At 72.9% G+C, this 9,904-nt stretch carries 10 protein-coding genes and 1 pseudogene; 1 reads left to right on the top strand and 10 read right to left on the bottom strand.

The window, feature by feature from the left end; translation table 11 throughout:
• Nucleotides 1-58: 58 nt before the first annotated feature.
• Both AOK16_RS14765 and hisI read right to left on the bottom strand, forming a co-directional pair.
• On the bottom strand, nucleotides 59-1,594 hold the full coding sequence (locus AOK16_RS14765) for an anthranilate synthase component I (RefSeq protein WP_055472720.1): 1,536 nt from the start codon (nucleotides 1,592-1,594) through the stop codon (nucleotides 59-61).
• Between the two features lie 440 nt (nucleotides 1,595-2,034).
• The gene (gene hisI / locus AOK16_RS14760) at nucleotides 2,035-2,409 is read right to left on the bottom strand and encodes a phosphoribosyl-AMP cyclohydrolase (RefSeq protein ID WP_055472719.1); all 375 of its coding nucleotides are present in this window, start codon (nucleotides 2,407-2,409) and stop codon (nucleotides 2,035-2,037) included.
• A gap of 152 nt (nucleotides 2,410-2,561) precedes the next feature.
• On the opposite strand from hisI, the gene AOK16_RS14755 reads away from it, so the two are divergent.
• On the top strand, nucleotides 2,562-3,200 hold the full coding sequence (locus AOK16_RS14755; protein ID WP_055472718.1) for a TIGR03085 family metal-binding protein: 639 nt from the start codon (nucleotides 2,562-2,564) through the stop codon (nucleotides 3,198-3,200).
• 310 nt (nucleotides 3,201-3,510) lie between these two features.
• On the opposite strand, the gene hisF is transcribed toward AOK16_RS14755, so the two are convergent.
• The 8 genes and pseudogenes from hisF to hisD form a co-directional block, all read right to left on the bottom strand.
• Nucleotides 3,511-4,266, bottom strand: coding sequence for an imidazole glycerol phosphate synthase subunit HisF (gene hisF, locus AOK16_RS14750; RefSeq protein ID WP_055472717.1), 756 nt, complete (start codon nucleotides 4,264-4,266; stop codon nucleotides 3,511-3,513).
• A gap of 200 nt (nucleotides 4,267-4,466) precedes the next feature.
• A pseudogene (locus AOK16_RS14745) lies at nucleotides 4,467-4,850 on the bottom strand (RidA family protein); the annotation flags it as partial.
• Nucleotides 4,847-5,587 (bottom strand): bifunctional 1-(5-phosphoribosyl)-5-((5-phosphoribosylamino)methylideneamino)imidazole-4-carboxamide isomerase/phosphoribosylanthranilate isomerase PriA, encoded by a 741-nt coding sequence (gene priA / locus AOK16_RS14740; protein ID WP_055472716.1) that lies wholly within the window; start codon nucleotides 5,585-5,587, stop codon nucleotides 4,847-4,849. The gene priA and the pseudogene AOK16_RS14745, both read right to left, overlap by 4 nt.
• A 133-nt stretch (nucleotides 5,588-5,720) precedes the next feature.
• Complete coding sequence (gene hisH / locus AOK16_RS14735; protein ID WP_055472715.1) at nucleotides 5,721-6,368, bottom strand: imidazole glycerol phosphate synthase subunit HisH; 648 nt, start codon at nucleotides 6,366-6,368, stop codon at nucleotides 5,721-5,723.
• Nucleotides 6,365-6,532: a hypothetical protein gene (locus AOK16_RS27465; protein WP_055472714.1), complete on the bottom strand. Its 168-nt coding sequence runs from the start codon at nucleotides 6,530-6,532 to the stop codon at nucleotides 6,365-6,367. Before AOK16_RS27465 ends, hisH begins: the two co-directional genes overlap by 4 nt.
• 115 nt (nucleotides 6,533-6,647) lie before the next feature.
• Nucleotides 6,648-7,241, bottom strand: a complete 594-nt coding sequence (hisB, locus tag AOK16_RS14725; protein WP_055472713.1) for an imidazoleglycerol-phosphate dehydratase HisB — start codon at nucleotides 7,239-7,241, stop codon at nucleotides 6,648-6,650.
• Nucleotides 7,238-8,356 (bottom strand): histidinol-phosphate transaminase, encoded by a 1,119-nt coding sequence (locus AOK16_RS14720; RefSeq protein ID WP_055472712.1) that lies wholly within the window; start codon nucleotides 8,354-8,356, stop codon nucleotides 7,238-7,240. Before AOK16_RS14720 ends, hisB begins: the two co-directional genes overlap by 4 nt.
• On the bottom strand, nucleotides 8,353-9,672 hold the full coding sequence (hisD, locus tag AOK16_RS14715; RefSeq protein WP_055472711.1) for a histidinol dehydrogenase: 1,320 nt from the start codon (nucleotides 9,670-9,672) through the stop codon (nucleotides 8,353-8,355). Before hisD ends, AOK16_RS14720 begins: the two co-directional genes overlap by 4 nt.
• Between the last annotated feature and the right edge of the window lie 232 nt (nucleotides 9,673-9,904).

The following is a 9,904-nucleotide window of genomic DNA, read 5'->3' as shown; positions in this document are numbered from 1 at the left end:
TGCCCACACCGGAACGGTGACGCGTCCCCACCGCGCGGGGAAGCCAGGCCCCGCGAGGCTAACGCGAGGCGGAGAGACCCGTGGCCATGGCGACAGCCCTCAGCACCGCCGCCGCCTTGTTGCGGCACTCCTGGTCCTCCGCGACCGGGTCCGAGTCGGCGACGACGCCCGCTCCGGCCTGGACGTAGGCGGTGCCGCCCCGCAGCAGCGCCGTGCGGATCGCGATGGCCGTGTCCGAGTCCCCGGCGAAGTCGAGGTAGCCGACGCACCCGCCGTACAGCCCGCGCCGGCTCGGCTCCAGCTCCTCGATGATCTGCATCGCCCGCGGCTTCGGCGCCCCGGACAGCGTCCCGGCGGGGAAACAGGCGGTGAGCACGTCGAAGGCGGTGCGGCCTTCGCCGAGCCGCCCCACCACCGTGGACACGATGTGCATGACGTGGCTGTAGCGCTCGACCGACATGAAGTCGACGACCTCGACGCTGCCCGGCTCGCAGACCCGCCCGAGGTCGTTGCGGCCGAGGTCGACCAGCATCAGGTGCTCGGCCCGCTCCTTGGGGTCGGCGAGCAGCTCGTCGGCCAGGGCGGTGTCCTCCTGCGGGGTCGCCCCGCGCGGGCGCGTACCGGCGATGGGGTGCAGCATCGCGCGCCCGTCCTCGACCTTGACCAGCGCCTCGGGGCTGGACCCGACCACGTCGAAGCCCTCCCCGCCGGCCACGCCGGGGAAGCGGAACAGGTACATGTACGGGCTCGGGTTGGTGGCCCGCAGCACCCGGTAGACGTCGAGCGCGGACGCCGGGCACGGCGTCTCGAACCGCTGCGAGGGCACGACCTGGAAGGCCTCGCCCGCGCGGATCCGCTCCTTGATGTCCTCGACGGCGTCCTGGTAGGCGGGGCCGCCCCAGAGCGCGGTGTACTCGGGCAGGTGCGAGGCGGGCAGCGCTGCGGCGTTCACGGGGGCCGGGCGGGCGAGGTCCTCGGCCATCGCGTCGAGGCGCGCGACGGCGTCCGCGTACGCCTCGTCGACACCGGTGTCCAGGTCGTTGTGGTTGATCGCGTTGGCGATCAGCAGCACCGAGCCGTCCCAGTGGTCGAGCACGGCGAGGTCGGCGGTGAGCAGCATGGTCAGCTCGGGGAGCTCCAGGTCGTCCCGGGTGCTGTCGCCGATGCGCTCCAGGCGGCGTACGACGTCGTAGCCGAGGTAGCCGACCATGCCGCCGGTGAACGGCGGGAGCCCGGCGTCGTCGTGCAGGTCGCGCGGGGTGTGCAGGGCCTCGACGGTGGCGCGCAGCGCCTGCAGCGGATCGCCTTCGGCCGGTACGCCGACGGGCGGGGCGCCCAGCCAGTGCGCCTGCCCGTCGCGCTCGGTCAGGGTCGCGGCGCTGCGCACCCCGACGAAGGAGTAGCGGGACCACGAGCGCCCGTTCTCGGCGGACTCCAGCAGGAAGGTCCCGGGCCGCTCAGCCGCCAGCTTCCGGTAGAGCCCGACCGGCGTATCACCGTCCGCCAGCAGCCTCCGGCTCACCGGGATGACCCGGCGGTCCTGAGCGAGTTTGCGGAACGCGTCGAGATCGGGGGTGACAGTGCCGGTGGTCATGCCCGCAGCCTAACCGCCTCCCGGCGCGGGAACCGCGCCAACAACCACCACCCCCAACGACAAGTCCCGGCCAACCCACACCCCACACCGGTGCCGTTGGCCGTCCCGCGCCCCGCGCCGGAGAGCACCGGCCAACCGCACCCCACCACGGGGGCGCTAAGCGGCCCGTACCCCGCATCGGGGAACGTTGGCCGTCCCGCACCCGACGCCGACGACGATGACGTCGGCCGCCCGTGCGCTGTCGACCTCTACTGGCAGAGGCTCGGCCCGGAGCCAGACGAAGGCGCCGGACCCGAACCTTCGAGCCAACCGTGGCGAGGCGAGCAATCACAACGGCAGAGCCCGGCGGAACCGCACCCACCCCAGCCCGGGGGGCGGACCGGCGTCGGCCCGCGCCACCGCCAACCGCCGCGACACCCCACCACCGGTGGGCCAACCGCCTAGCCCAGCGGCAGCGAACCCGCGTCGAAGCAGGTGCGGTCGCCCGTGTGGCAGGCGGCGCCTTCCTGGTCGACCTTGACCAGGACCGTGTCCGCGTCGCAGTCCAGGGCCACGGACTTCACATGCTGGACGTGGCCCGAGGTGTCGCCCTTGACCCAGTACTCGCGGCGGCTGCGACTCCAGTACGTGCAGCGGCCCGTCGTGAGCGTGCGGTGCAGCGCCTCGTCGTCCATCCAGCCGAGCATGAGCACCTCACCGGTGTCGTACTGCTGGGCGACGGCCGGGAAGAGGCCGTCCTCGTTCCGCTTGAGGCGCGCGGCGATGGCGGGGTCGAGGGCGGAGGCGGGCGGCGTGGCGCCGGTCGTACGGGACATGGGATCCATTGTGCCCGTGCCCGGACGCGGACCCGCCCCAGCCCCTCGCCCGGACTACCGGTGGCCGGACTGCCACGGCCCGTGCGCCGGCGGCCGGGCCGTCTCCCGTAATCGGCCCAGCGCCCAGCGTCATCGCGCCGTAGGCTGAGCGCATGTCGACCCATGCGAAGCGTGAACGCCTTCTCCTCGCCGAACTGTTGGAGTCCGCGGGGCCCGCGGCCCCGACGCTGTGCCAGGGCTGGACCACCCACGATCTCGCCGCGCACATCGTGCTACGCGAGCGGCGGGCCGACGCGGCCGCCGGGATCGTGTTCAAGCCGCTGGCCGCCCGCCGGGACCGAGTGCAGGCCGAGCTCACGGAGAAGCCGTACGAGGAGCTGATCCAGCTGATCCGTACCGGCCCGCCGCGCAACTCCCCGTTCGCCCTGAAGCAGGTGGACGAGGCCGCGAACACGGTGGAGTTCTTCGTGCACGCCGAGGACGTACGGCGCGCGCAGCCCGACTGGACGGCGCGCGAGATCGACCCGGTGTTCGCGGACGTGCTGTGGTCGCGGCTGGAGAAGGCGGCCCGGCTGCTGGGCCGGAAGTCCCCCGTCGGCCTGGTCGTCCGGCGCCCCGACGGCCGCACCGCCGTCGCCAACCGCGGCACGCCGGTCGTCACGGTCACCGGCGAGCCCGGCGAGCTGACGCTCTTCCTCTTCGGTCGGCAGGACGCCGCCCGCGTGGAGGTGGACGGCGACAAGGAGGCAGTCGCCAAGGCACACGCCGCACCCCTCGGAATCCCGTTGTAGGCGACGATCGACGGCGACCGGGGGTGGCAGAGCCGGTCGGGGCGGTCGCGCAGCGGGCCGGGGAGCCAGGGCGGCACGCCCCCGGCCGCCCGCACCCCCAGCGGCAGACGAACGCCCACACCCCGTCCACGGCCACGCGTCCGCGCTCGCCGCCGCAGGGGGCTGGGGACGGAGTCCCCAGAATGTCCCCGCCGCGACGGCGGGCGACCACGGCGGCGGGCTCCGGCGGTGCCGAACCGGCCGCGGCCAGATCGCGTAAGCCGCCGCAGGCGACCGGCCGCGGCCGGGTCACGTAAGCCCGCCGCAGGCCTCAGCGGACCGGGTGGCCCGCCTCCCGCAGCGCCTCCTTGACCTCCGCGATCCGCAGGTCGCCGAAGTGGAAGACCGACGCCGCCAGGACGGCGTCCGCCCCGGCCGCCACCGCCGGGGCGAAGTCCGCCACCTTGCCCGCGCCGCCGGAGGCGATGACGGGGATGGTCACGTGCTTGCGGACGGCCTCGATCATCTCGACGTCGTAGCCGTCCTTCGTCCCGTCCGCGTCCATCGAGTTGAGCAGGATCTCTCCCACGCCCAACTCGGCAGCCCGGTGGGCCCATTCGACGGCGTCGAGGCCGGTGCCGCGGCGGCCGCCGTGGGTGGTGACCTCGAAACTCCCCGACTCCGTACGGCGCGCGTCCACGGACAGGACGAGCACCTGGCTGCCGAAGCGCTCGGAGATCTCGCGGATCAGCTCGGGCCGGGCGATGGCCGCGGTGTTGACGCCGACCTTGTCCGCACCGGCGCGCAGCAGCTTGTCGACGTCCTCGGTGGTGCGGACGCCGCCGCCGACCGTCAGCGGGATGAAGACCTGTTCGGCGGTGCGGCGTACGACGTCGTAGGTCGTCTCGCGGTCGCCCGAGGAGGCGGTGATGTCGAGGAAGGTCAGCTCGTCGGCGCCCTCGGCGTCGTAGAGCTTGGCCATCTCGACGGGGTCGCCCGCGTCGCGCAGGTTCTGGAAGTTGACGCCCTTGACCACCCGGCCGCCGTCCACGTCCAGGCAGGGAATGACTCGGACCGCCAGCGTCATGACGCGCCCCTTTCGGGGGTACGGGGGTCGTCCTCCGGGAGATCGCTGCCGGGGGAACGGGGGTCGTCTCCCGGGAGATCGCTGCCGGGGGTACGAGGGTCATCCCCCGGAAGATCGCTGCCCGGAGCACGGGGGCCGTCCACCGGTAGATCGCGGCCAGGGGAACGGGAGTCGTCCTTCCCCGCGGGATCGCGGGCAGTGAAGGCTTCTACTTCGACCTCGACCAGGACCCGTGGGTCCACGAATCCCGACACCACCACGAGCGTCGCCGCCGGCCGCACCGCGTCGAACAACTCCTTGTGCGCGCGGGCGACTTCGTCCACGTCGCGCGCGTGGGTGAGGTACATGCGGGTGCGGATCACGTCCTCCCGGCCCAGGCCGAACCTGCCCAGCGCGGTGAAGGTGTTGCGGAACGCGGCCAGCGCCTGCTCGTACGGGTCGCCCTCGCCGTGCAGGACGCCGTCCGTGAACGGCATGGTGCCGCCGACGAGTACGCGGTCCCCCGCCGCGACGGCGCGGGCGAAACCGATCGCCTCCTCCCAGGGGCTGTCGGACTGCACCCGCCGTACGGATTCGCCGCTCATGCGGACGCGGCCTCCTCGACCGCCGCGAGCGCCTCTTCGAGCGTGAACGCCTTGGCGTACAGCGCCTTGCCGACGATCGCGCCCTCGACGCCCTCGGGCACGAGCGAGGCGATGGCGCGCAGGTCGTCGAGGGAGGAGACGCCGCCGGAGGCGACGACGGGCCGGTCGGTGGCCGCGCAGACGTTCTTCAACAGCTCCAGGTTGGGGCCCTGGAGGGTGCCGTCCTTGGCGATGTCGGTGACCACGTAGCGCGCGCAGCCCTCGGAGTCGAGGCGGGCCAGCGTCTCGTAGAGGTCGCCGCCGTCGCGGGTCCAGCCGCGGCCGCGCAGGGTGGTGCCGCGGACGTCCAGGCCGACGGCGATGCGGTCGCCGTGCTCGGCGATGACCTTGGCGACCCACTCGGGGGTCTCCAGGGCGGCGGTGCCCAGGTTGACGCGGGTGCAGCCGGTGGCCAGCGCCGCGGCCAGGCTGTCGTCGTCGCGGATGCCGCCGGACAGCTCGACCTTGAGGTCCATGGCGCGGGCGACCTCGGCGATCCGCGCGCGGTTGTCGCCGGTGCCGAAGGCGGCGTCGAGGTCGACCAGGTGCAGCCACTCGGCGCCGGCCCGCTGCCAGGCCAGGGCGGCGGCGAGCGGGTCGCCGTACGAGGTCTCGGAGCCGGACTCGCCGTGCACCAGACGCACAGCCTGGCCGTCGCGGACATCGACGGCGGGGAGGAGTTCCAGACGGTGGGTCATGAGGAGGACCTTACGAATGAGGGTGTCGGCACGAAACGCATGAGGGTGTTGACACGGATCGAGGGTGTCGGCACGGATCGAGGGTGTCGGCCCGGTGTCACGGTCGCCGCCGCGCGGACGACGGGCGCGCCGGTCACAGCGTGTCCAGCCAGTTGCGGAGCAGCACCGCGCCCGCGTCGCCGGACTTCTCGGGGTGGAACTGGGTGGCGCACAGCGGGCCGTTCTCGACGGCGGCGACGAAGCGCTCGCCGTGCGTCGCCCAGGTGACCTCGGGGGGCCGTATGGCGGCGTTGCCGGTCTCCAGCTCCCAGTCGTGCGCGGCGTAGGAGTGGACGAAGTAGAACCGGGCGTCGGCGGGCAGGCCGGCGAACAGCCGCGAGTCCTTGGGCGGTTGGACGGTGTTCCAGCCCATGTGCGGGACGACGTCGGCCTTGAGCGGGCCGACGGTGCCCGGCCACTCGTCCAGGCCCTCGGTCTCGATGCCGTGCTCGATGCCGCGGGCGAAGAGGATCTGCATGCCGACGCAGATGCCCATGACGGGCCGCCCGCCGGACAGCCGGCGGCCGACGATCCAGTCGCCGCGGGCCTCCTTGATCCCCTTCATGCAGGCGGCGAAGGCGCCGACGCCGGGCACGAGCAGGCCGTCGGCGTTCATGGCCGTGTCGTAGTCGCGGGTGATCTCGACATCCGCGCCGACCCGGGCGAGGGCGCGCTCGGCGGAGCGGACGTTGCCGAAGCCGTAGTCGAAGACGACGATCCGCTTCGCGGTGCCTGCGGTCATCCGAACACCCCCTGGAGCCGTACGACGCCCGCGACCAGGCAGAGCACGGCGCCGAGGCCGACCGCCACGATGACGCCCTTGGGCATCTTCTGCTTGGAGAAGGAGATGACGCCGCCGAGCAGGAAGAGGCCGACGACGATCAGCAGGGTGGAGAGGGTGTTCACAGTGCCCCTTCGTTCTTCCCCGGCCCACGGCCGGAGGCGCCCTCGTCTCCGCCCGCACGGCGCGGAGGTGCGGGCATCGCGTCTGTCCGCGGCCCGGCGGCCGCACGTGCGCCGCTCACAGCGCGCCCTTCGTGGAGGGCAGGATGCCGGCCGCGCGCGGGTCCCGCTCGGAGGCGTAGCGCAGCGCCCGGGCCAGGGCCTTGAACTGGCACTCGACGATGTGGTGGGCGTTGCGCCCGTACGGCACGTGGACGTGCAGCGCGATCTGGGCCTGGGCGACGAAGGACTCCAGGATGTGCCGGGTCATCGTGGTGTCGTAGGCGCCGATCATCGGGGCCATGTTCTCCGGCTCGGTGTGCACCAGGTAGGGCCGGCCGGAGAGGTCGACGGTCACCTGCGCCAGGGACTCGTCCAGCGGCACGGTGCAGTTGCCGAAGCGGTAGATGCCGACCTTGTCGCCGAGCGCCTTCTTGAAGGCGGCGCCGAGCGCGAGGGCGGTGTCCTCGATGGTGTGGTGGCTGTCGATGTGCAGGTCGCCGTCGGTCTTGACGGTGAGGTCGAACAGGCCGTGGCGGCCCAGCTGGTCGAGCATGTGGTCGTAGAAGCCGACCCCGGTCGTGATGTCGGTCCTGCCGGTGCCGTCGAGGTCGATCTCGACGACCACGGAGGTTTCCTTGGTCGTGCGCTCCACGCGGCCCGTGCGGCTCATGCGCTGTGCTCCTTGATGATTTCGCGTACCGCTTCGAGGAACGCTCGGTTCTCCTCCGGGGTTCCCGCGGTGACCCGCAGCCGCCCCGGCACTCCGTTGTCGCGGACCAGCACGCCCCGGTCCAGCAGGGCCTGCCAGGCGGCGTGGCTGTCCTTGAACAGCCCGAACTGCACGAAGTTGGCGTCGGATTCGGTCACTTCGCAGCCGATGGCCGTCAACTCGGCGACGAGCTTGTCCCGTTCGGCCTTGAGTTGCTCGACATAGCCCAGCAGCGTGGCGGTGTGCTCCAGCGCGGCCAGCGCGGTCGCCTGGGTGACGGCGGACAGGTGGTAGGGCAGTCGCACCAGCTGTACGGCGTCCACGACGGCGGGGTCGGCGGCGAGGTAGCCCAGGCGCAGCCCGGCGGCGCCGAACGCCTTGGACATGGTGCGCGAGACGACCAGGTTGGGCCGCCCCTCCAGCAGGGGGAGCAGCGAGGGCCGGTGCGAGAACTCGACGTACGCCTCGTCGACGACGACCAGCGCGCCGCCGGTCGCCGCCCGGGCCTCCTGCGCGGCCTCGTACAGGGCCAGCACCGTGTCGCGCTCCACGGCGGTGCCGGTGGGGTTGTTGGGCGAGCAGACGAAGACCACGTCGGGCCTCAGCTCGGCGACCGCGCGCCGGGCCGCCTCGACGTCGATGGTGAAGTCCTCGTTGCGCGGGCCCGAGATCCAATCGGTGCCGGTGGAGCGGGAGATGAGCGCGTGCATCGAGTACGAGGGCTCGAAGCCGATGGCGGTGCGGCCGGGGCCGCCGAAGGTCTGCAGCAGCTGCTGGATGACCTCGTTGGAACCGTTGGCCGCCCAGACCTGGCGCCGGGTGACCTCGTACCCGGTGGTCCCGGTCAGGTACGCGGCAAGGCCCTCGCGCAGCTCGACCGCATCCCGGTCGGGGTAGCGGTTGAGGCCGCGGGCGGCCTCGGCCACGCGCTCGGCGATGCGGGCGACGAGCGGCTCGGGCAGCGCGTAGGGGTTCTCGTTGGTGTTCAGCTGGACGGGCACGTCCAGCTGGGGGGCGCCGTACGGGGACTTGCCGCGCAGCTCCCCCCGGATGGGGAGGTCGTCGATCCGGGTCACGCTCCGGGCACCTTCCACTCAAACCTTGATTTGAGTGCCGCCCCGTGGGCGGGCAGGTCCTCGGCCTCGGCGAGGGTCACCACGTGGTCGGTGATCTCGGCGAGGGCGTCGCGGGTGTAGTCCACTACGTGGATGCCGCGGAGGAAGGACTGCACGGACAGGCCGGAGGAGTGGCAGGCGCAGCCGCCGGTGGGCAGCACGTGGTTGGAGCCCGCGCAGTAGTCGCCGAGGGAGACGGGGGCGTAGGGGCCGACGAAGATCGCGCCCGCGTTGCGGACCCGGGCGGCCACGGCGGCGGCGTCCCTGGTCTGGATCTCCAGGTGCTCGGCGGCGTAGGCGTCGACCACGCGCAGGCCCTCGTCCAGGCCGTCGACCAGCACGATCGCGGACTGCCGCCCGGCCAGCGCCTCGGTGATCCGCTCGCGGTGCCTGGTGGCGGCCACCTGGGTCTTCAGTTCGCGCTCGACGGCCTCGGCCAGCTCCGTGGAGTCGGTGACGAGGACGGCGGCGGCCAGCGTGTCGTGCTCGGCCTGGCTGATCAGGTCGGCGGCGACGTGGGTCGGGTCGGCGGTGTCGTCGGCCAGGACCGCGATCTCGGTGGGGCCCGCCTCGGCGTCGATGCCGATCCGGCCCTTGAGGAGCCGCTTGGCGGAGGCGACGTAGATGTTGCCGGGTCCGGTCACGAGGTTCACGGGCCGGCACTCGTCCGTCCCGTACGCGAACATGGCGATGGCCTGGGCGCCGCCGGCGGCGTAGACCTCGTCCACCCCGAGCAGCGCGCAGGCGGCCAGGATCGTGGGGTGCGGCAGGCCGCCGAACCCGGCTTGCGGGGGCGAGGAGATGGCCACGCCGTCGACCCCGGCCTCCTGGGCGGGCACGACGTTCATGACGACCGAGGACGGGTAGACGGCGAGGCCGCCCGGCACGTAGAGGCCGACCCGCTCGACCGGGACCCACCGCTCGGTGACCGTGCCGCCGGGCACGACCTGGGTGGTGTGGTCGGTGCGCCGCTGCTCGCGGTGGACCAGCCGGGCGCGGCGGATGGACTCCTCCAGGGCGGCCCGCACCCGCGGGTCCAGCTCCTTCAGGGCGCGCTCGAGCGCCTCGGCGGGCACCCGCACCCGTTCGATGCGGACCCCGTCGAACTTCTCCGCGTAGTCGATGAGCGCCGCCGTGCCGCGATGGCGTACGTCCTCGCAGATCGGCCGCACCTTCTCCAGGGCGGCCTCGACGTCGAACTCGGCACGGGGCAGCAGGTCGCGCAGGGCCGCACCCTCGGGGAGGGCGCCGCCGCGCAGGTCGATTACGGAGATCACGCGGTCAATTGTCTCAGACCGGTTTCGCGGTCCGAGCGACCGTATCAATGGCTGATACGTGCCACCCCTTCCGTGCCCGACCGCCCTCGGCCTGCCCTGTCCTGATTCCCCCGGTGCCGCTGACCCCTGGCGTTCAGGCCGTTACAGAACGGGAATAGGGAGCGTACGAGAGCCGTGTGGGGGACACGGCGGGAGAAGGTTCGAGGGGGAGGGGGTGGAGCGGTGCCCGCGG

It is taken from the genome of Streptomyces pathocidini, from assembly GCF_001418495.1.
GTDB lineage: Bacteria > Actinomycetota > Actinomycetes > Streptomycetales > Streptomycetaceae > Streptomyces > Streptomyces pathocidini.
Note: the sequence above shows the minus strand (reverse complement) of the source record. Positions and strands in the feature narration are given on the sequence as shown.